Genomic DNA, 19720 nt, shown 5'->3' on the forward strand with positions numbered 1-19720 from the left:
AAGAGGGGAACCTTTAGCTACCTAGGGGCGCGGGGCTGTATCTGATATGCGGCTCCGCCGCGTGGGCGCGACAAGCCACATACGGCCCGCACCAGCCATCGAACAGAACCAGGCAGGACCTACCGCTCAAACACAACCGCGAGCCCCTGCCCAACACCGATGCACAACGTGGCAACCCCAACCCCCCTGCCCTTCCGGGCCAGTTGATGAGCCACGGTCCCCGCCAACCGAGCCCCGGACGCCCCCAACGGATGCCCAATGGCAATAGCTCCACCCTGCGGATTGAGAATCGCCGGATCAAACTCGGGCCACTCAGCCACACACCCCAACACCTGCGCGGCGAACGCCTCGTTCAACTCCAGCACATCCAGATCCCCGAACCCCTTACCAGCCTTCCCCAGCGCCCGATGGACGGCCTCGACAGGAGCCAACCCGAAATACTGAGGCGCGATCCCGGCAACCCCCACAGAGGAAACCCTGGCGAGAGGCTCACGCCCGGTCCGGCGAAGCCCTTCCTCATCCACCAGCAACACCGCAGCCGCACCATCATTCAACGGCGAAGCATTCCCGGCGGTGACACTCCCACCCTCGGTCCTGAACGACGGCTTCAACTTGGCCATGGCCCCCAGCGAAGCGTCCTCCCGCACACACTCATCCGCCCCGAAGACAACGTCGTCGCCCTTCCGCTGAGGAATGGAAACGGAAGCCAACTCGACGTCGAACAGCCCTTGTTCCCGAGCAGCCGCAGCCTTCCGATGCGACCCCAACGCGAACTCGTCCTGCTGCTCACGCGTGATCTTGTGCTTGTCGGCAATCAACTCGGCGGACTCCCCCAGCGGAATGGTCCACTCGGGCGCCATCTTGGGGTTGACCATCCGCCACCCCAGCGTGGTCGAGTACAACTCGGCGTTGCCCGCAGGGAACGGCCGATCACTCTTGGGCAACACGTAGGGTGCCCGAGTCATCGACTCCACCCCACCGGCGACAACGACAGACGCGTCCCCGACAGCAATGGCCCGAGCCCCCTGAACCACCGCCTCCAGCCCGGACGCACAGAGCCGATTGACGGTCACCCCGGGCACACTCACCGGCAACCCCGCGAGCAACGCGGCCATCCGCCCGACGTTGCGGTTCTCCTCGCCCGCCCCGTTCGCGTTCCCGAAGTACACGTCCTCCACGAGCGCGGGATCCAACTCAGGCGTACGCCCGAGGAGTTCGCGGATCACATGAGCCCCGAGATCGTCGGGCCGGACACTCGCGAGCCCCCCGTTGTAGCGCCCGAAGGGCGTACGCACCGCGTCGACGATGTAGACGTCCTTCATTCCAGACCCTCCGTCACGATCACCTTGGCCTCGGTCCTGGCCACGATCTCCTCCACGCGCACACCGGGAGCCGTCTCGACGAGCACGAGCCCTTCCTCGGTGACGTCGAGCACTCCCAGGTCGGTGATGACCCGGTTCACGCATCCCTTGCCGGTGAGCGGCAGCGCACACTCCGAGAGGATCTTCGGCGATCCGTCCTTGGCCGTGTGCGTCATGACGACGATGACGGTCCGCGCCCCGTGCACGAGGTCCATCGCCCCGCCGATTCCGGTGATGAGCTTCCCGGGAACGGCCCAGTTGGCGAGGTCACCGCCGGCGGAGACCTGCATCGCCCCCAGTACGGCGACGTCGATGTGCCCGCCCCGGATCATCCCGAAGGACAGCGCGGAGTCGAAGAAGGAGGCCCCCGGCAGCACGGTGACGGTCTCCTTCCCGGCGTTGATCAGGTCCGGGTCGACGGCGTCCTCGTACGGATACGGCCCGGTCCCGAGGATGCCGTTCTCGCTCTCCAGGATCACCTCGACCCCGGCGGGAAGGTAGTTCGGGATGAGCGTCGGCAGCCCGATGCCGAGATTGACGTACTGCCCGTCGCGCAGCTCGCGCGCCGCCCGCGCGGCCATCTCCTCGCGTGTCCAGGTCATCAGCTGCTCACCGTCCGCTGCTCGATCTTCTTGTCGGCGGCCTGCGAAGGGGTCAGCGCGATCACGCGCTGGACGAAGATCCCCGGCAGATGCACGGCGTCGGGGTCGATCTTGCCGGGCTCCACCAGCTCCTCCACCTCGGCGATCGTGATCCGCCCGGCCATCGCCGCGAGGGGGTTGAAGTTCCGCGCCGACTTGTTGAAGACGAGGTTCCCGTGCCGGTCCCCCTTCGCCGCCCGCACCAGCGCGAAGTCGGTCCGGATGCCGCGCTCCAGGACGTACTCCACCCCGTCGAACTCCCGCACCTCCTTCGGCGGCGAGGCCACGGCGACGCCGCCCGCACCGTCGTACCGCCACGGCAGCCCGCCGTCCGCGACCTGCGTGCCCACCCCGGCCGGGGTGAAGAAGGCCGGGATCCCCGCGCCTCCCGCGCGCAGGCGCTCCGCCAGCGTGCCCTGGGGGATCAGCTCGACCTCCAGCTCGCCGGCGAGGTACTGGCGCGCGAACTCCTTGTTGGCCCCGATGTACGACCCGGTGACCCGCGCGATCCGCCCGGCCGCGAGCAGCACCGCAAGGCCGGACTCCATCGCACCGCAGTTGTTGGAGACCACCGACAGCCCGCCCGACCCGCGTGCGAACAGCGCGTCGATCAGCACGGTCGGCACACCGCTCAGTCCGAACCCGCCCACCGCGAGCGACGCGCCGTCGGGTACATCGGCCACCGCCTCCCGGGCCGTGGCGACCACCTTGTCCATCCGTCGAGCCCCATCTCTCCCATTGCTCAGCACACTGAGCATTTCAGCGAGGATGTCCTCACGCTCCCACCGTGACGGCCGACCGTCAAGACTCTTGCATTGAAGCAGGTGGAACGTGTGCGGAGAGTAAAGACATCGAGTGGGCCGTGCGGGTATCGTTCAGTGCACCAACGAATTCGACGAGGGGAGCGTCCATGGGCGCGGTGGACCTCACCACTCATCCCGGGCACCTGGCCCGGCGGCTCCAGCAGGCCCACTACCTGCTGTGGAACACGATGGTCTCGGAGGAGACCACCTCCCCGCAGTTCGCCGTCCTGAACACGCTCGTCGCCGAGCCCGGCCTCGACCAGCGGACGGTGGGGGAGCGGGTGGGCCTCGACCGGTCGACGATCGCCGAGGTGATCAGCCGGCTGGGCAGGCGCGGACTCATCGACAAGGTCCGCGACCCGCAGGACGGCCGCCGCTCCCTGCTGCGGCCGACCGAGGAGGGCGTACGCGTCCACCGCAAGCTGACCGTCCGTACGGCGCGCATGAACCAGGTCTTCCTCGCGCCCCTGTCGGTCACCGAACAGGCCCTGTTCTTCGCGCTCGTCCAGCGGCTCGCCGACGCGGCGGAGAACCTGCGCCACCCCGGCGAACCGGCGTACGCGCGCGAGACCGCACCCGACCCTCAAACCGCCTGACCCTCAGGACGCCCGCGCGAACACCACCCACACCTGCCCGCGCGCGAAGTTCACGCTCTTCCCGTCCCGCAGGGTGAACCGCGTCCCGTCCGCCGCCCTCGGCCGTTTCCAGACGACGTCGTACGACCGCCCGCCGCGCAGCACGGTCGCCCGCCCGGAGCCGACGGTCTGCGGGTACGGCGTGTGGTTGCCCAGGACGTCGTGGAAGCGGCTCCTGCGGACCTTCACGTACTGCACGACGACCGTCGCCGGGGCCACCCGCCGGGCCGTCGCCCCGTCCATCCGCACCAGCCAGCGCGCCCGGTCCGCCGACCAGGTGAACGTGAACCGGGCCGCCGGATAGCGCACCGTACGGGAGTTCACGGCCCGCCCTCCGGTGGGCGCGGGTCCGAAGCGGAACCCGGTCGCCTCCAGCGCGGCGGCCCCCGGCGCTGAGCGCACCAGCCGGTCGGGGCGCAGATAGAGGTTGTGGGGCGCCGGTTTCGCGCGGCCCCGGTAGTACGCGCCGGACACCTCACCGGGCTCGACCGCCCTGAGCGGCGCCTTGTCGATCAGCGGGTGCAGCTTGCGCTGGGCGCCCGAGAACGCGAGCACCGGCCGGTCGAACTGGCGCAGCAGCTCCAGGTCCGACTGGCGCGCGCTGCGGACCGGTCCGACGGCCTGGGGGAGCTTCGTCGCGTACACCGCCATCAGGCGGCTCATGCCGCCCTCGACCGGCTCGACGTACACGACGTCCGCCGCGTCGAGGCCGGTGTGGGGGCGGGCGGCGCGCGCGTTGTCGATCTTCACGGCGAGGACGGGGCCCGGGCGCGTACGGGGCTTCAGGGAGCCGTTCACCGCGTCGTCGCCCGCGCGCGGGGCGGTCGTACAGCCCGCCACCAGGGCCGTCGTGAGGGTCGCGGTGAGCAGGAGTGCGGCCGTGCGGGCCGTACGTGCCGCGTGTTTCGGGTTCGGTCGTGCGATGTTCACGGGTGCCACCAGTCCGTATCCCTAAGAGGTGCGCCGAAGAGGTCGCTGGTGGCCATACCCGATCAAAAGCGATCAGGCTCGATCTGTTGCGCCGTTCAGGTGGCGGGCGCCCCCAGGATCTCCCCGAGGTCGTACCGGACCGGCTCCTCCAACTGCGCGTACGTACAGCTCTCCGGCGTCCTGTCCGGGCGCCAGCGGCGGAAGCGGGCCGTGTGGCGGAAGCGGACGCCGTTCTCCATGTGGTCGTACGCCACCTCCGCGACCCGCTCGGGCCGTACCGGCACCCAGGAGAGGTCCTTCTTCCCCGACCAGCGGCTCGGTGCCCCCGGCAGCCTGGCCGCCTCGTGCGCCGCCGCGTCCCCCCAGGCCGCCCACGGATGCTCCGAGGCGTCCGCCATCCGCAGCGGCTCCAGCTCCTCGACCAGCTCCGCGCGCCGGGCCATCGTGAACGACGCCGACACGCCCACATGCTGGAGGGTGCCCTCACCGTCGTACAGGCCCAGCAGCAGCGAACCCACCACCGGGCCGCTCTTGTGGAAGCGGTACCCGGCGACGACCGCGTCCGCCGTGCGCTCGTGCTTGACCTTGAACATCGCGCGCTCGTCCTGGAGGTACGGCAGCGCGAGGGGCTTCGCGATCACGCCGTCCAGACCGGCACCCTCGTACTGCTCGAACCAGCGCGCGGCCACCGCCGTGTCGGTCGTCGCCGGGGCCAGATGGACGGGCGCGGTCACGCCGTCCAGCGCACGCTCCAGGAGGGCGCGGCGGTCGCTGAGGGGGACGTCCAGGAGGGCCGTGCCGGCGAGCGCGAGCAGGTCGAAGGCGATGAACGACGCCGGGGTGCGCTCGGCGAGCGTGCGGACCCGGGAGGCCGCCGGGTGGATGCGCTCGGTCAGCGCGTCGAAGTCCAGCCGCCCGTCCCGCGCGATCACGATCTCCCCGTCCAGCACGCACCGCTCGGGCAACCGCTCCTTCAGTGCCGCCACCAGCTCGGGGAAATACCTGGTCAACGGCTTCGTCGTCCGGCTGCCCAGCTCGACGGCGGCCCCGTCGCGGAACACGATCGCGCGGAAACCGTCCCACTTCGCCTCGTACTGCATGCCCGGCGGGATCTTCGCCACCGACTTGGCGAGCATGGGCTTCACGGGAGGCATCACCGGCAGATCCATGGGGGAATTCTGCTCCCGCGCGGCCGAAAATGCCTGATATGCGAGGTTCGCCTACCGTGGCCCCATGGGCGATGCGGTCGAGCTGGAAGCGGGCGGACGGACGGTACGGCTGTCCAGTCCCGACAAGATGTTCTTCCCGGAGCGCGGATTCACGAAGCTGGACCTCGCCCGGTACTACCAGGCGGTCGCCCCCGGCATCCTGCGCGCCCTGCGCGAGCGCCCCACCACCCTGGAGCGCTACCCCGACGGCGTGACCGGCGAGAACTTCTTCCAGAAGCGCGCCCCCAAGAACATGCCCGACTGGATCCCCACCGCCCACATCGCCTTCCCCAGCGGACGCGGCGCCGACGAGATGTGCCCCACCGAGGAGGCCGCCGTCCTGTGGGCCGCGCAGTACGGCACCCTCACCTTCCACCCCTGGCCCGTCCGCCGCGCCGACGTCGACCACCCCGACGAACTCCGCATCGACCTCGACCCCCAGCCCGGCACCGACTACGACGACGCGGTCCGCGCCGCCCACGAACTGCGCGCCGTACTCGACGAGTTCGGCGGGCTGCGGGGCTGGCCGAAGACCTCCGGCGGGCGCGGGCTGCACGTGTTCGTCCCCATCGAGCCCCGGTGGACGTTCACCGAGGTGCGGCGCGCGGCGATCGCGGTCGGGCGGGAGATGGAACGCCGGATGCCGGACCGCGTGACCATCAAGTGGTGGAAGGAGGAACGCGGCGAGCGGATCTTCCTCGACTACAACCAGACCGCCCGCGACCGCACGATCGCCTCCGCCTACTCCGTACGTCCCCACCCGCACGCCCCCGTCTCCGCCCCCCTGCGCTGGGACGAGCTGGACGACGCGCACCCCCGGGACTTCGACCTCGCGACCATGCCCGCGCGCTTCGCCGAACTCGGCGACGTGCACGCGGACATGGACGACCACGCGTACTCGCTGGACGCGCTGCTGGAGCTGGCGCGCCGGGACGAGCACGAGCACGGGCTCGGCGATCTGCCGTACCCGCCCGAGTACCCCAAGATGCCGGGGGAACCCAAGCGGGTACAGCCGAGCCGAGCCCGCGACGAGTAACAGTGTTTGGTCACAGGGGAGTTGAGGCCGGTGGGCTACAACTCCTTGATCCTGACGTCCCGGTACGACACGACGTCCGTCACGCTGTGGACCTGGAGCCCGATGTACCCGGCCGCGTACCGCCGCCCGTCGGTCCCCGGATCGTCCGCGCGCGGCGGCTCGAAGACCTGCCCGCCGATGTTGTCGAACTCGTTGATCAGCACGCCGTTACGGAAGACCGAGTAGTGCTGGTCGACCACCCGGATCTCGTAGTCGTTCCAGGTCCCCTTCTGCGTGACCTGCGCCCCGGCGAGCCCGACCCGGTCGAAGCCGTAGATCGAGCCGGACTTGTACATGTCGCCGGTGGGTGAGTCGAACGCCTGGATCTCGTGCCCGTACTTGATGGCCGCCCACTCCGGACGCGGCTCCTCGGGGTGGGCGTGGACCCACGGGAACCGCACGAACACACCGGAGTTGGCGTTCCCGGTGCCCGGCGCGTCGTCACGCCACTGGAGGCGCAGCGAGAAGTCGCCGTACGTGCGCTGCGGGAACCACAGCATGCCGAGACCCGCGCGCGTGGTGCCGCTGGTGATCGAGCCGTCCGCGTTCAGCGCGAACGAACCGCCGCCCACCTGCTGCCACTTGGCGAACGAGCCGGCCGTCCCGTCCATGATCGTGCGGTAGCCCTCGGTCTGGCCGGGCGTGCCGATCCCGGACTCCCGGGCGGCCAGGTCGATCGCGTCGTACTCGCGCTCGTCGACCGCGCCGTCCCTGAACAGCCCGTCCAGGACGGTCTTCACGTGCTTGAGGAACAGCGCGTGGGACGTCCACTCCTTCTCGTCCTCGATCAACTCGTTGATCCTGCACCGGCTGTTCGTGAGCCGGTTGGGTACGCCGGAGTCGACCGTCCCGACGATCACCGTCAACCGCTCGTCGAACTCGGGGCAGTTGGGCGCCGGGACCTGGCTCCCCACGACCGTGAAGGTGACGTTCCGCGCCGCCGACGTGTTCCCGGCCCGGTCCGTCGCCCGGTAGGCGAGCGTGTGCGTGCCCGCCCGGTCGACGACCACGGGCGCCCCGTACGCCAGATAGGGCCCGGCGTCGATCGAGTACTCGATCCGGTCGACCCCCGAACCGCCCGCGTCCGTCGCGCTCACGGTGACGCGCGCCGAACCGACGTACGCGCCGTCGGAGTTGCGCGTCCCGGCGACGGTCACACCGGTCACCGGCGAGACGGTGTCGGGCGCGGGTGCCGTAACCACCGTGAACTGCGCGGACTTTGACGCCGAGACGTTCCCCGCCTTGTCGGTGGCCCGGTAGCGGACCGTGTGCGTGCCGAGCTGGTGGACCATCACGGGCGCGGTGTACGGCTGCCAACTCCCTTCGTTCACCGCGTATTCGATGGTGTTGACGCCCGAACCGGTGTCGGACGCGGTGACGGTGACGGTCGCCATGTCGATGTACGTGCCGTCGGGCCGCTGTTCACCGCTGACCGTCGCCGAGGTCTCCGGCGCGGTCGTGTCGTCGCTCTGCGGCGCGACGACCGTGAACCGGACGCTCTTCTCGGCCGACACGTTCCCGGCCTTGTCGAACGCCCGGTAGCGACCGCTGTACCGGCCCACCTGGTCGACGACGACCGGCGCGGTGTACGGCCGCCAGACGTCCTCGTCGCCGATCGCGTACTCGATCCGGTCGACGCCCGAACCCTCGTCGGTCGCGGTGACGGCGATGCTCGCCGAACCGACGTACTCGCCCTGGGCGTTCTGCGTACCGGACACGACGGCGTTGGCCTCGGGGGGCGTTGTGTCCTCGCCGGTGCCCTCGGTGACGACGAGGATGCCCTGCATCTGGCCGTGGCCCGGGATCGTGCAGTGGTAGAAGTAGCGGCCCGGGGTGAGGGTCACCTCGGCGGTGTGCCGGCCGCCCCCGTCGTCGAACGGGTTGGCCAGGATGTTGAGTTGGACGTCGCTGTTGAACTCGGGGTCGCTCGTCACGAACGTCAGCGTGTGCGGCATCCCCGTCGTGTTGCCGGTCGCCGCACTGTTCTCGAAGACGATCGTCGCCCTGCCGGCCACGGCGGTCTTCGGCGCCGAGGTGTACTTCGTGATGTCGTCACCGGCCGTCCAGGTCAACACCTGGTCCTGCGGGGCCTGTTGGCGCGCGCTGCTGGGCAGGGCCTGGACCCCCAGCACCATCAGTACGGCCGCCAGCAGGGCCGTCCAGAGGCGTTGGCGTTGCCGTTGTTGTTGTTTCACCGTCACCACCCCCGCGCCAGTTGTCCGGCGGCCGGGGTCGGCCCGCCGCCCGTGTAAGTGACCTTCCACAGCGCCGACTTGGCGTCGGAGGTGAAGAAACCCCGCCCGTAGTCGAGGACGTACAGCGCGCCGTCGGGACCGAACTTCCAGTCCATGAGGTTCTTGATGCGGTCGTTGCCGACCGGCACGATCTTCTTGAGCGACTCGGAGTGCACGGGGAGTCCGCCGTCCCCCTGGTTCGCCGGGTCCATCACGACCGCGTTGCGCGGCTGGTCGGCGTCGTAGAAGTCGCCGACGAACCACTTGCCGTCCCAGTACGAGGGCCACTTGGCGGCGCTCGTGCTCGCCGCGTCGTACCGGTAGACCGGGCCGTTCATCGCGGCTTGGCCGCCGCCCTTCAGCCACGGCAGCAGGTAGGTGGCCTGCGACTGCTGGTAGGAGGGGATGCCGTTCGCGTCGCGCGGGTAGTCCGGTGCGCCGCCCTGCGGCGAGTACCAGATGTTGTTGCCGGTGACCGGCGGCAGGTTGACCAGTCCGTCGTTGTTCGGCGACTCGTTCTTCGGGTGGTCGCAGTCGTACCAGCCGAGCGGCTTCGACGGGTCCGGCAGATTGCGGTCCCGGTAGGGCTGCTTGTTGCCCATGCAGTACGGCCAACCCCGGTTGCCGGCACGGGTGATGACGGCGAACGTGTCGTACTTCGCCGGACCCCACGTCGTCGAGGGGGCGCCCGCGTCGGGGCCCACCCACCCGGCGTACAGGATGTCCGTCTGCTTGTCGACGAAGATGCGCGCCGGGTTGCGGACGCCCATCACGTAGATCTCGCCGCGCGTCTTGCCGCCGCCCTCGGCGGTCTCCTTGCCGGTGAACAGGTTGCCCGCCGGGAGCGTGTACGTGCCGTCGGACTCCGGGTGGATGCGCAGGATCTTGCCGTTGAGGTTGTTCGTGTTCCCGGCGGTGCGGCGCGCGTCCGCGAAGGAGACGCCCTTGTAGTTCGGCGCCGGGTTGTTGCCCGAGTAACCCTCGCTGAACTGGCTGGAGTTGTTGTCACCGGTCGCGATGTACAGGTTGCCCTTCGAGTCCCAGGACATCCCGCCGCCCGAATGACAGCAACTGTGCACCTGCACCGGCCACTTGAGGAGCACCTTCTCGCTGCCCAGGTCCAGCTTGTTCGTCGCCAGGTCCAACGTGAAGCGCGAGACGCGGCGTTCGGCGATCCGCGTGTCCCGGTTCAGCCGGGAGTGCGGCGTGTAGTGCAGGTACACCCAGCCGTTGTCCTCGAAGCGCGGGTCCAACTCGATGCCGAGCAGGCCCTCTTCGACCTTGACCAGCTCGTCGCCGCCGCCCTTGTTGCCGAAGACGGTCAACGCCCCCGCCAGAGTCACCTTCTTGGTCCTCGGGTCGTAGACGTGGATCTCGCCCTTGCCCTTGCCGATGTCCGGGTTGTTCCAGTCGGTGATCACCGGCTGGGAGGAGTCGGCGCCGCCCCGGCCGATGTACAGCACCCGTCCGTCGGGCGCGGTCACCAGTCCGTGCGGCTCGCCGATCTGGTCGTTCTGGCCCGGCTGGTTCGGCTGAGTCAGGCGCTCCGCACGGTAGTTGGCGTTGATGGTGGCCTTGCAGTCGGCCTGGACGAGCCGCGTCGTCCACAGCAGCGCGCCGCGCAGATGCGCCCGGAACTCGGTCTCGTCGTACGACGACACCGTCCCGCCCATCCCGGTGTAGAAGGACCGGCCGCCGTCGTAGTCACGGCACCAACTCACCGGATGATCAGCGCCGTTGGCACCCGTACCGGGCTGGTACGACCGCTCGCGGACCCGCGCGACCGTGTGGACCTCGCCGGACGGGTTCTTCGCCCAGTCGAACCACTGGTCCGCCCGCTTCCACTGCACCGGCACGTCCTTCGTCGCCGGATGCTGCCGGTCGCCCACCTCGACCACCGCGCGCTGTACGGCCGTCGGGCTCGACGCGGCCGGGCGGGCGCCGATCAGGCCGGTGAACCAGTCCGAGTACGGCTCGGCACGCGCCGCGTCATGGACGCCGAGGAACCCGCCGCCCGCCTCCATGTACGCCTCAAGACCGGCCTCCTGGTCCGGATCGAGGACGTCACCGCCCCCGGTCAGGAACGCGACCGCGTTGTAACTCCCCAGCGCCGTACCGTCGGTGAAGATCCGCGCGTCGTCCGTCGCGTCCACCGCGAACCGCTGGTTCGCCGGGCCCGTCAGGCCGATCCGCTCGATCGCCGCGATCCCCGCGTTCACGGCCGGCGACTCGTCACCGGCCGCCGCCGAACCGTAGAAGACCAGCACCCTCACATCCGCACCGCCCGGCGGCGACTTGATCGATATCGTTGTCGGGGGTGGCAGCGCCTGCGCGGCGGTCGGCGCGGTCAACAGCCCCGCGACGACCACCCCGGTGGCCAGCCAGATCCGTCTTCTCGTGCTCGATCCTCGTAAGTGCACGGGCACCTCCTCGGTCACGGCTCCTCGGTCACGGCGGACAGCGCCAAGGAAGCTAGACGGCTTTGTGCCGTTCGCCAACACCTAAAACCGGAATACCTCGAACTTTGTCCTGAGTGTGGAGAAACAGCCTCAGGGCCGGTACCGTCTCACAGGTTCATCACAGGCACCTCTGCGGACAAACCTTCTCAGGACGGGGAGTTGGGGCATGGACGGACGCGGCTTCGACCGACGGACCCTGCTCGGAGGCGCTGCCGCAGCCGCCTCGCTGAGCCTCGCGCCGACCCCCCGCAGCGCCGCCGCCGCGCCCCCCGGCGGCACGGTCCGCCACCTCACGATGTACGCCGAGAAACTCCCCGACGGACAGCTCGGCTACGGCTTCGAGAAGGGCAAAGCCTCCGTCCCCGGTCCGCTCATCGAGCTGTACGAGGGCGACACCGTGCACATCGCCTTCGAGAACACCCTCGACGTACCCGTCAGCCTCCATGTCCACGGCCTCGACTACGAGATCACCAGCGACGGCACGAAGATGAACCACAGCGACGTCGCCCCCGGCGCGACCCGCACGTACACCTGGCGCACGCACCTCCCCGGGCGCCGCGCGGACGGCACCTGGCGGGCCGGGAGCGCCGGGTACTGGCACTACCACGATCACGTCGTCGGCACGGAACACGGCACCGGCGGCATCCGCAAAGGCCTCTACGGACCGGTCATCGTCCGCCGCAAGGGCGACGTCCTCCCCGACGCGACCCACACCATCGTCTTCAACGACATGCTCATCAACAACCGGCCCGCGCACTCCGGGCCCGACTTCGAGGCCACGGTGGGGGATCGGGTCGAGTTCGTCATGATCACGCACGGGGAGTACTACCACACGTTCCACATGCACGGTCATCGCTGGGCGGACAACCGTACGGGCCTGCTGACCGGGCCCGACGATCCGACTCGCGTGATCGACAACAAGATTGTGGGGCCCGCCGACTCGTTCGGGTTCCAGGTGATCGCCGGGGAAGGGGTGGGGGCGGGGGCGTGGATGTATCACTGCCACGTCCAGAGTCACTCGGACATGGGGATGGTGGGGCTGTTCCTGGTGAAGAAGGCGGACGGGACCATTCCGGGGTACGAGGACGGGCATGGGGAGGGGCACGAGCACTGAGGGGGCGGCGGGGGTGTACGGGGTGAGGCGGCCGGAGGTTGCTCCGTGGCCGTTGGCGGTTCCGCTCAACTGACCGGCGCCAGGGGGCTGTTGGGTCCAGGCGTGTGTGCGGTGACTATTCTGGACCGCAGACCGGCCCTGGAGGAGACGACGTGACCGACACCGCCCCGCGTCCCACTCTGGAGGCCGTGGCCGCGCGGGCCGGGGTGTCGCGGGCGACCGTCTCCCGTGTGGTGAACGGCGGCGACGGGGTGCGTGAACCCCTCGTCGAACGGGTCCGGCGGGCGGTGGAGGAACTCGGGTACGTCCCGAACCAGGCGGCCCGCAGCCTGGTGACCCGACGCCACGACGCGATCGCCGTCGTCATCGCCGAACCGGAGGCCCGGGTCTTCGCGGACCCCTTCTTCGGCCGCCAACTCCGGGGCATCAGCAAGGAGCTGACGGCCCACGACAACCAACTCGTCCTCCTGCTGACGGAGGGGCGGGACGATCATGCGCGAGTGGCCCGGTATCTGGCGGGCGGGCATGTGGATGGTGCGCTGGTGTTCTCCCTGCACCTTGACGATCCGCTGCCGGCGTTGATCCAGGGAGCGGGGGTGCCGATGGTGATCGGGGGGAGGCCGGGGTGGGGTGGGGAGTGGGGCGAGGTGGCTGGGGTGAGCGAAGGTGTCGGGGCGGCGTGGTCGGGTGGGGTGTTGGAGGAGGGGCGGTCGGGTGGGGTGTCCGGGGCGGTGCGGCTGGGCGACGGGGTGGGGGTGGTGCGGCCGGGTGGGGTGCCTGAGGCGGGGCGGCCGGGTGAAGGCGTCGGGGCGGGGCGGTTGGGTGACGGGGTTGGGGTGGCGCGGTTGGGTGGAGTGTCCGGTGTGGGGCGGCTGGGCGACGGATCTGAGGCGGGGCGGCCGGGTGACGAGTCGGAGGTGGCGCGGTCGGGCGGCGAGTCTGGGGCGGGGCGGCTGGGTGGGGTGTCCGAGGTGGTGCGGCCGGGCGAAGGCATTGGGGAGGTGCGGCCGGGTGACGGGGCCGAGGTGGGGCGGTCGGGTGCGGTGTCCGAGGTGGCGCGGGCAGGCTTCGGTGTCGGGGTGGGGCGGCCGGGTAAGGGGATCGATGTGGTGCGAGGGGGCTCGGGTGCTGGGGTGGGGCGAGTCGACGAGGTGGCCGGGGGAGCGCGGTCGGGTGAGATGGCTGAGGGGCGTGGAGAGCTTCGGGAAGCGGCTGCGGGGAAGTGGCGTACCGCGTGGAGTGGTGGGGCGCGTCGAGGTGGCCGTGCTGCGGGGGGCGGGGAGTGGGCGGGCGGTGCGGGGGCGCAGCGAGGCGCCGGGTATCCGGTGGGTGGCGGTCTCGCCGGTGAGCGGGACGCGTACGCCGGAGCGGTCGGCGGTGAGCGTGAGGTAGGGCGGCGTTTCGGTGGCGGCATCCTCTACGTCGACAGCGACAACCGGGGTGGCGCCCAGGCCGCCGTACGTCATCTCGTCGGCCTCGGCCGTACCCGTGTCGCGCACATCACCGGTCCCCTCGACCAGACCTCGGCGGTCGACCGGCTCGACGGGTACCTCGATGTCATGGGCGACACCGACCCGGCACTCCTCGCCGAGGGCGACTTCACGTCGGCCGGCGGGGAACACGCGATGCGGGAACTCCTCGCCCGACGCCCCGACCTGGACGCCGTCTTCGCCGCGAACGACCTCACGGCGTCGGGTGCGCTGCGCGTCCTGCGGGAACAGGGACGCCGGGTGCCCGAGGACGTCGCGGTGATCGGCTTCGACGACATGCTGCCGATCTCCGAACAGACCGACCCTCCCCTCACGACTGTCCGCCAGGACATCGAGGAGATGGGCCGCCTGATGGCCCGCCTCCTCCTGTACCGCCTCGCCCGCACCCCGTCGACGACCGAGGTCCCCCTGAGAAGCGTGGTCCTCCCGACAAGGCTGATCCACAGGTCATCGGCCTGACCCCGGCTCCCGAACCCCGCACGGGACCACGGCACTTGAGCCCGAACGACACGGCGACAGCGACGCCGACCCCGGGCCCTCGACGTACCCGCCCCGCAGCCCCGCAGCCCCGCAGCCCCGCAGCCCCGCGTTCACTCCACCGGCGTCGCGCTCTTGATCACCGCGAAGCGTGCCCCGTACGGGTCCGCCAGCTTCGCGAAGCGCCCCACCCCCTCCATGTCCACGGCCGGCAGACGCACGCTCCCGCCCCGTTCCACCGCCGTCGCGACCGCCGCGTCCGTGTCGGGGACCTCGAAGTACGGGAGCCAGTAGGCGCTGTCCTCGTCGGGAGCGTCGGAGAGAGGGACGAAGCCGGCGAACATCGCGTCGTCTCCCTTACCCCGCGGGTTGACGCAGGTGTACGTACCGCCGGGGAACGGCATCGCGGAGGTCTCCAGGCCGAGCGTGGAGTGGTAGAACGCGGCGGCAGCGGCGATGTCGGCGGTGTAGAGCTCGGCCCAGCACAGGGACCCCGGTTCGCTGACGAGATCGAGCCCCGGCAGGGCGGCCGGCTGCCAGAGCCCGAACGGCACGTCCGCCTCGTCCGCGAGGACCGCCATCGTGCCCTGCCCCAGCATCTCCATCGGCTGGACCAGCACCTTGCCGTGCGCCTTCTCGGCGGCCAGCGCGGTCGCGCGCGCGTCCAGCGTCTGGAAGTACAGCGTCCAGGACGGCGGCCCCTGCTCCTCGGTGGTCCGCATCCCGGCCGCCACGGTCTTCCCGTCGAGCTGGAAGAACCCGTACCCGCCCGCCTCCGGCCCCGCCGACACGAACCGCCACCCGAACAGCGCGCCGTAGAACGCGCTCGCCCCCTCGATGTCGGCCGTCCCGAGATCGATCCAGTTCGGTGCGCCCTCGACGAATCGTGTGGTCAGCATCGCCAGCCTCCTCGCTAGGAACCCCTGCCCTGCCGAGTCTTGCACCGCCCACTGACAATCGCCCCCGAACCCCCCGCCCGCCCCCCGCACCGGCCCGTTGATCGGCCGTTGATCAAACGTTTTCCCGCATCCGGCACGATCCCGGCATGTCCACCGACACGAAGCCCGTACCCGACCTCTCCTGGCAGCAGGAAGCCCTGTGCGCACAGACCGGGTCGGAGTTCTTCTTCCCGGAACCGGGCAGCTCGGTCCGCGAGGCGAAACAGATCTGCGGCCTGTGCCCGATCCGCCCCGCCTGCCTCGACCACGCCCTCACCCACGACGAGCAGTTCGGCGTCTGGGGCGGCCTGTCGGAGAAGGAACGCCACCACCTCAGACGCCACTGACGCGGAAGAGCGGCCCGGAAACCCCGGACCGCCCCTGTCTCACCGGCCTGTCTCACCGGCCCAGCTCACCGCAGGTTCACGCGCTCGCGCGCGCCGCCATCCGCGCCTTGCGCGCCGCCAGCTTCTCGTCGAACTTCGTCGCCTCCGCGTTGAGCCCGCCCATGAACATGCCGAGCTCCTCCTGCGCCTGGCGTCCGTCGGGGCCGAGCCCGTCGATCTCCATGACCTTGAGGAAGCGCAGGACGGGCGCGAGCACGTCGTCGTGGTGGATGCGCATGTTGTAGACCTCGCCGATGGCCATCTGCGCGGCGGCCCGCTCGAAGCCGGGGATGCCGTGCCCGGGCATCCGGAAGTTGACGACGACGTCGCGGACGGCCTGCATGGTCAGGTCGGGAGCGAGCTCGAACGCGGCCTTCAGGAGGTTGCGGTAGAAGATCATGTGCAGGTTCTCGTCCGCGGCGATGCGCGCGAGCATGCGGTCGCAGACCGGGTCACCGGACTGGTGCCCGGTGTTGCGGTGCGAGATGCGGGTGGCGAGCTCCTGGAAGGACACGTAGGCCACGGAGTGCAGCATGGAGTGGCTGTTGTCCGACTCGAAGCCCTCGCTCATGTGGGACATCCGGAACTGCTCCAGCTTGTCCGGGTCCACCGCGCGCGAGGCGAGCAGGTAGTCGCGCATGACGATGCCGTGGCGCCCCTCCTCGGCCGTCCAGCGGTGCACCCACGTGCCCCAGGCGCCGTCCCGGCCGAAGAGGCTCGCGATCTCGTGGTGGTAGCTCGGCAGGTTGTCCTCGGTCAGCAGGTTGACGACCAGCGCGATCCGCCCGATCTCGGTGACCTTCGACTGCTCCTTGCCCCACGCCTCGCCGTCCTCGAAGAAGCCGGGGAAGTTGCGCGCGTCGCTCCACGGGACGTACTCGTGCGGCATCCAGTCCTTGGTGACCTGCATGTGCCGGTTGAGTTCCTTCTCGACCACTTCCTCCAGCGCGTACAGCAGCCGCGCATCGGTCCAGCCGGCGGAACTGCCCAGGTGGGGAGAAGTGATCGTCACAAGAACTCCAGGGACGTGAAAGCGGAGCGGAACACTCCGGCGAGCGGCGCCGGAAGGAACCTACGGGATCGTAGGCTACGAAACCGTAGGTTACGAGACCGTAGGTTAAGTACGTTGTAAAAGGGTGCTGATCAGCAGGGGCGCGGCCGATCTTCCGAACGTTCCGACGGCCTCGGAACCCCCCAGGTCCCGGGGCCGTCGGAGTGACGTCGTCAGCCGGTCAGTCGTACAGCCCGCGCAACCTTACCGAGAGGCATGTCACACAGCCCTCCAGCTTCTCGAACTCGCTGATGTCGACCGTGACGACCTCGTGCCCGAGGTCGGTGAGCAGTTCGGCCGTCTTCGGCGCGCTCGCCGCCATCAGCAGCTTGTGCCCGCCGAGCAGCACCGCGTGCGCGCCGGACTCCTCCGGCACGGACAGGAAGCGCGGGAACAGGGCGGGCCGGTCGACCTGCGGGATGTGGCCCATCACGGTCCCGTCGGGCAGTGCGGTGACCGCCGACTTCAGATGGAGTACACGGCTGACCGGAACGGCCACCACGCGCGCGCCGAGCGGTTCGAACGCGGCCCGCAACTGCTGGATGCCCGCCGCGTTCGTGCGCCCGCCGCGCCCGACGTACACCGTGTCGCCGACCTTGAGGACGTCGCCGCCCTCCAGGGTGCCCGGCTCCCAGATCCAGTTCACCGAGCAGCCCAGCCGCGCCACCGCCTCCTCCACACCGGCCGTCTCGTCCCGCCGGGAACGCGCGCCCGGGCGGGTGATCAGCGCGACGTTGCGGAACATGACGACGGTGTCCTCGACGAACACCGCGTCCGGGCAGTCGTCGGCGGGCTCCACCTCGGTGGTCTCCCAGCCGTGCGCGGACAGCGCCTCGACGTACCCCTCCCACTGTTCCAGGGCGAGGCCGGGGTCGATCTTCTCGCGCTCGATGTGCGTGACCAGCCCTTCCGGGAGGCGCGGGCCGGGGCGGCGGATGAGGGCCTTCTTGCTGGGCACGTCCAGGTCTCCGAATCGGCGGTTTCCCGGCGCCCCGGAACGGGGCACCGGTCCGCCATCATGCAACCCCGCGCGCATGGGGCAAAAGCCCTCCCGTGCGGCTGTGGCTCAGCCGAGATACCGGTGAGTCACCCCGCGTCGCCCTCGCGCAACTCACCGTCGAGCTCCAGCCAGCGCGTCACCCCGATCGACCGGAGGAACGGCAGATCGTGACTGGCCACGATCAGCGCGCCCTCGTACGACTCCAGAGCCGTCGTCAGCTGGCGCACGCTCGCGAGGTCGAGGTTGTTCGTCGGCTCGTCCAGCAGCAGGAGCTGCGGAGCGGGCTCCGCGAGCATCAGCGCCGCCAGCGCCGCGCGGAACCGCTCCCCGCCCGACAGCGTCCCGGCCCTCTGGTCCGCTCTGCCGCCCCGGAACAGGAACCGGGCCAGCCGGGCCCGGATCCGGTTGTTCGTCGCCTCAGGCGCGAACCTGGCCACGTTCTCGACCACCGTCAGCTCGTCGTCCAGCACATCGAGCCGCTGCGGCAGGAACCGCACGGGGACATGGACGGCGGCCTCGCCCGCGACCGGCGCCAGCTCCCCGGCCACCGTCCGCAGCAGCGTCGTCTTGCCCGCCCCGTTGCGCCCCACCAGCGCGACCCGCTCCGGGCCGCGCAGATCGAGGTTCCCCACGCGCGCGCCGTACACGGTCTCCAGGTCCAGCAGCGTCAGCACGCCCCGGCCCGGCGGTACGGCCGTGTACGGCAGGTCGACGCGGATCTCGTCGTCCTCCCGGACCGCCTCCGCCGCCTCGTCGAGCCGTTCCTTCGCCTCCGCGAGGCGCTCCTGGTGCAGGATCCGGTGCTTGCCCGCCGACTCCTGCGCGGACCGCTTGCGCAGCCCCATGACGATCTTCGGCTCGCGCTTGTTGTCCTGCATCTTCTGCCCGAACTTCTTGCGCTTGGCCAACTTGACCTGCGCGTCGCTCAGTTCGCGCTTCTGCCGGCGCACGTCCGCCTCGGCGACGCGCACCATGCGTTCGGCCGCGTCCTGCTCGACGGCCAGCGCCGCCTCGTACGCGCTGAAGTTGCCGCCGTACCAGGTCACCTCGCCCGCGCGCAGGTCGGCGATCTGGTCGACCAGGTCCAGGAGCTCACGGTCGTGACTGACGACGACCAGGACACCCGACCACGCGGAGACGGCGGCGTACAGGCGTGCACGCGCGCGGAGGTCGAGGTTGTTCGTCGGCTCGTCCAGCAGGAGGACGTCCGGGCGGCGCAGCAGCAGGGCCGCCAGCCGCAGCAGGACGGACTCGCCGCCGGACACCTCGCCGATCGTGCGGTCCAGGCCGATGTGGCCCAGGCCCAGCTCGCCCAGCGTCGCCAGGGCGCGCTCCTCGACGTCCCAGTCGTCGCCGAGGACCTCGAAGTGCTCCTCCGAGGCGTCACCGCCCTCGATGGCGTGCAGGGCGGATCGCCGCGCGGCGATCCCGAGGGCCTCGTCGACCTTCAGGGCCGTGCCCAGGGTGACGTTCTGCGGGAGGTAGCCGACCTCGCCGGCGATCCGTACGGCGCCGTCCGCCGGGGTCAGCTCCCCGGCGATCAGCTTCAACAGGGTTGACTTGCCGGACCCGTTGACCCCGACGAGCCCGGTCCTGCCGGGGCCGAAGGCGAGGTCCAGGTCCTCGAAGACGGGGGTGCCGTCGGGCCAGGCGAAGGAGAGGGCGGAAGCGGTGATGGAATGACTCAAGAAAGCCTCGCGGTGTGCGCATGCGGTCAGGGGCAGACGCGTGTCGAGACACCGGAGGTCGGCTCGGGATGCCGTAGGGCCGCGGGGACGGCTCGTACGCCGAGGTCGGACGCAACGCACACAGCTCGCGAAGGCGGTGGCTGTGCGACGCGATGTCTCGGGACCTCAGACGAGCAACGTCCTTCTCCAATCGGCGGCAACAGAAGCGGGATCAACCGTAGGGAGGGCGC

The 19720-nt window shown here is 70.3% G+C and carries 15 protein-coding genes and 2 pseudogenes; 6 read left to right on the plus strand and 11 right to left on the minus strand.

Annotated elements, in window-relative coordinates; all coding sequences use genetic code 11:
- Nucleotides 1–119: 119 nt before the first annotated feature.
- The 3 genes from ACQCO7_RS35850 to ACQCO7_RS35860 are packed head-to-tail and all read right to left on the minus strand — an operon-like array spanning nucleotide 120 to nucleotide 2718.
- On the minus strand, nucleotides 120–1322 hold the full coding sequence (locus ACQCO7_RS35850; protein ID WP_464075710.1) for a thiolase family protein: 1203 nt from the start codon (nucleotides 1320–1322) through the stop codon (nucleotides 120–122).
- Nucleotides 1319–1963, minus strand: a complete 645-nt coding sequence (locus tag ACQCO7_RS35855; protein WP_464075711.1) for a CoA transferase subunit B — start codon at nucleotides 1961–1963, stop codon at nucleotides 1319–1321. Before ACQCO7_RS35855 ends, ACQCO7_RS35850 begins: the two co-directional genes overlap by 4 nt.
- Complete coding sequence (locus ACQCO7_RS35860) at nucleotides 1963–2718, minus strand: CoA transferase subunit A (RefSeq protein ID WP_464075712.1); 756 nt, start codon at nucleotides 2716–2718, stop codon at nucleotides 1963–1965. The genes ACQCO7_RS35855 and ACQCO7_RS35860 overlap by 1 nt, the downstream gene beginning before the upstream one ends.
- Before the next feature lie 194 nt (nucleotides 2719–2912).
- Between ACQCO7_RS35860 and ACQCO7_RS35865 the strand changes: the two genes are divergently transcribed.
- Nucleotides 2913–3401 (plus strand): MarR family winged helix-turn-helix transcriptional regulator, encoded by a 489-nt coding sequence (locus tag ACQCO7_RS35865; protein WP_464075713.1) that lies wholly within the window; start codon nucleotides 2913–2915, stop codon nucleotides 3399–3401.
- A gap of 3 nt (nucleotides 3402–3404) precedes the next feature.
- Here the strand turns inward: ACQCO7_RS35865 and ACQCO7_RS35870 are convergent, their stop codons facing one another.
- Nucleotides 3405–4379 carry a DUF3048 domain-containing protein gene (locus ACQCO7_RS35870; RefSeq protein WP_464075714.1) on the minus strand — a complete coding sequence of 325 codons (975 nt, stop codon included), beginning with the start codon at nucleotides 4377–4379 and terminating at the stop codon, nucleotides 3405–3407.
- Nucleotides 4380–4465: 86 nt separating this feature from the next.
- Complete coding sequence (locus tag ACQCO7_RS35875) at nucleotides 4466–5539, minus strand: ATP-dependent DNA ligase (protein WP_464075715.1); 1074 nt, start codon at nucleotides 5537–5539, stop codon at nucleotides 4466–4468.
- A gap of 64 nt (nucleotides 5540–5603) precedes the next feature.
- Between ACQCO7_RS35875 and ligD the strand changes: the two genes are divergently transcribed.
- Nucleotides 5604–6614, plus strand: coding sequence for a non-homologous end-joining DNA ligase (gene ligD, locus ACQCO7_RS35880; protein ID WP_464075716.1), 1011 nt, complete (start codon nucleotides 5604–5606; stop codon nucleotides 6612–6614).
- Between the two features lie 35 nt (nucleotides 6615–6649).
- On the opposite strand, the gene ACQCO7_RS35885 is transcribed toward ligD, so the two are convergent.
- Together ACQCO7_RS35885 and ACQCO7_RS35890 are read right to left on the minus strand one after the other, a co-directional pair.
- On the minus strand, nucleotides 6650–8788 hold the full coding sequence (locus tag ACQCO7_RS35885) for an OmpL47-type beta-barrel domain-containing protein (RefSeq protein ID WP_464077372.1): 2139 nt from the start codon (nucleotides 8786–8788) through the stop codon (nucleotides 6650–6652).
- Nucleotides 8789–8850: 62 nt separating this feature from the next.
- Nucleotides 8851–11307 (minus strand): ThuA domain-containing protein, encoded by a 2457-nt coding sequence (locus ACQCO7_RS35890; RefSeq protein WP_464075717.1) that lies wholly within the window; start codon nucleotides 11305–11307, stop codon nucleotides 8851–8853.
- Nucleotides 11308–11512: 205 nt separating this feature from the next.
- Between ACQCO7_RS35890 and ACQCO7_RS35895 the strand changes: the two genes are divergently transcribed.
- The 3 genes and pseudogenes from ACQCO7_RS35895 to ACQCO7_RS35905 form a co-directional block, all read left to right on the plus strand.
- Complete coding sequence (locus ACQCO7_RS35895) at nucleotides 11513–12460, plus strand: multicopper oxidase domain-containing protein (RefSeq protein ID WP_464075718.1); 948 nt, start codon at nucleotides 11513–11515, stop codon at nucleotides 12458–12460.
- Nucleotides 12461–12612: 152 nt separating this feature from the next.
- Nucleotides 12613–13092 (plus strand): annotated as a pseudogene (locus tag ACQCO7_RS35900) (LacI family DNA-binding transcriptional regulator); the annotation flags it as partial.
- A gap of 780 nt (nucleotides 13093–13872) precedes the next feature.
- Nucleotides 13873–14409: pseudogene (locus ACQCO7_RS35905) on the plus strand (substrate-binding domain-containing protein); the annotation flags it as partial.
- 131 nt (nucleotides 14410–14540) lie between these two features.
- Here ACQCO7_RS35905 and ACQCO7_RS35910 read toward each other — a convergent pair.
- Nucleotides 14541–15326: a VOC family protein gene (locus ACQCO7_RS35910; RefSeq protein WP_464075719.1), complete on the minus strand. Its 786-nt coding sequence runs from the start codon at nucleotides 15324–15326 to the stop codon at nucleotides 14541–14543.
- A 146-nt stretch (nucleotides 15327–15472) separates the two neighbouring features.
- Between ACQCO7_RS35910 and ACQCO7_RS35915 the strand changes: the two genes are divergently transcribed.
- Nucleotides 15473–15712, plus strand: a complete 240-nt coding sequence (locus ACQCO7_RS35915) for a WhiB family transcriptional regulator (protein ID WP_010354453.1) — start codon at nucleotides 15473–15475, stop codon at nucleotides 15710–15712.
- Nucleotides 15713–15788: 76 nt separating this feature from the next.
- Here ACQCO7_RS35915 and ACQCO7_RS35920 read toward each other — a convergent pair whose 3' ends face one another.
- From ACQCO7_RS35920 to ACQCO7_RS35930, 3 genes are all read right to left on the minus strand, one after another.
- Nucleotides 15789–16763 (minus strand): acyl-ACP desaturase, encoded by a 975-nt coding sequence (locus tag ACQCO7_RS35920; RefSeq protein WP_409116204.1) that lies wholly within the window; start codon nucleotides 16761–16763, stop codon nucleotides 15789–15791.
- Nucleotides 16764–16983: 220 nt separating this feature from the next.
- A complete protein-coding gene (ddaH, locus tag ACQCO7_RS35925; RefSeq protein WP_464075720.1) occupies nucleotides 16984–17760 on the minus strand; it encodes a dimethylargininase in 777 nt (258 codons plus the stop codon).
- Between the two features lie 128 nt (nucleotides 17761–17888).
- Nucleotides 17889–19490 (minus strand): ABC-F family ATP-binding cassette domain-containing protein, encoded by a 1602-nt coding sequence (locus tag ACQCO7_RS35930; RefSeq protein ID WP_464075721.1) that lies wholly within the window; start codon nucleotides 19488–19490, stop codon nucleotides 17889–17891.
- Nucleotides 19491–19720 lie beyond the last annotated feature (230 nt).

The sequence above is a fragment of the Streptomyces saintjeani genome, from assembly GCF_055409605.1.

Coding starts and splice junctions, on each gene's coding strand:
- ACQCO7_RS35915 (WP_010354453.1), top strand. CDS start 15,473: ATGTCCACCGACACGAAGCCCGTACCCGACCTCTCCTGGCAGCAGGAA.
- ACQCO7_RS35885 (WP_464077372.1), bottom strand. CDS start 8,788: ATGGTGCTGGGGGTCCAGGCCCTGCCCAGCAGCGCGCGCCAACAGGCC.
- ACQCO7_RS35850 (WP_464075710.1), bottom strand. CDS start 1,322: ATGAAGGACGTCTACATCGTCGACGCGGTGCGTACGCCCTTCGGGCGC.
- ACQCO7_RS35875 (WP_464075715.1), bottom strand. CDS start 5,539: ATGGATCTGCCGGTGATGCCTCCCGTGAAGCCCATGCTCGCCAAGTCG.
- ligD (WP_464075716.1), top strand. CDS start 5,604: ATGGGCGATGCGGTCGAGCTGGAAGCGGGCGGACGGACGGTACGGCTG.
- ACQCO7_RS35895 (WP_464075718.1), top strand. CDS start 11,513: ATGGACGGACGCGGCTTCGACCGACGGACCCTGCTCGGAGGCGCTGCC.
- ACQCO7_RS35910 (WP_464075719.1), bottom strand. CDS start 15,326: ATGCTGACCACACGATTCGTCGAGGGCGCACCGAACTGGATCGATCTC.
- ACQCO7_RS35860 (WP_464075712.1), bottom strand. CDS start 2,718: ATGGACAAGGTGGTCGCCACGGCCCGGGAGGCGGTGGCCGATGTACCC.
- ACQCO7_RS35855 (WP_464075711.1), bottom strand. CDS start 1,963: ATGACCTGGACACGCGAGGAGATGGCCGCGCGGGCGGCGCGCGAGCTG.
- ACQCO7_RS35865 (WP_464075713.1), top strand. CDS start 2,913: ATGGGCGCGGTGGACCTCACCACTCATCCCGGGCACCTGGCCCGGCGG.